Origin of the sequence: Pseudoalteromonas sp. RB2-MNA-CIBAN-0110 (assembly GCF_040309305.1) — a bacterium.
Lineage (GTDB): Bacteria > Pseudomonadota > Gammaproteobacteria > Enterobacterales > Alteromonadaceae > Pseudoalteromonas > Pseudoalteromonas arctica.
In genome coordinates this window covers 1-240 of record NZ_JBEOOQ010000313.1, presented here as the reverse complement: position 1 = coordinate 240, position 240 = coordinate 1, and the positions used below count along the sequence as shown (strand labels likewise).

The window sequence follows — 240 nt, the reverse complement described above, 5'->3', positions numbered from 1 at the left end:
TGCTTGTAGTTTTAATTTTAACCGTTAACTCGCAATCATCTCTTTCGTTGTAAGCGAATTTTTTTATATTGTTATAAAATTTCAAATCACAACTAACCCTAATTTCGTAGTAATTATCGAGAGATTGATACCCAAAATAACCGGCTAAACATAAAGCAATAACAAGAGCGAAAAGGTATTTCATCGTAAGTAAACCGCTGTGATATCCGGTCTAAAATGCCCCATGTCTTGGCTAACAGT

At 33.8% G+C, this 240-nt stretch carries 1 protein-coding gene; it reads right to left on the bottom strand.

What is annotated here, in order from left to right:
• On the bottom strand, window positions 1-184 hold a 184-nt coding region (locus AAEY68_RS21630), incomplete at its 3' end, for a hypothetical protein (protein WP_350586890.1).
• Window positions 185-240 lie beyond the last annotated feature (56 nt).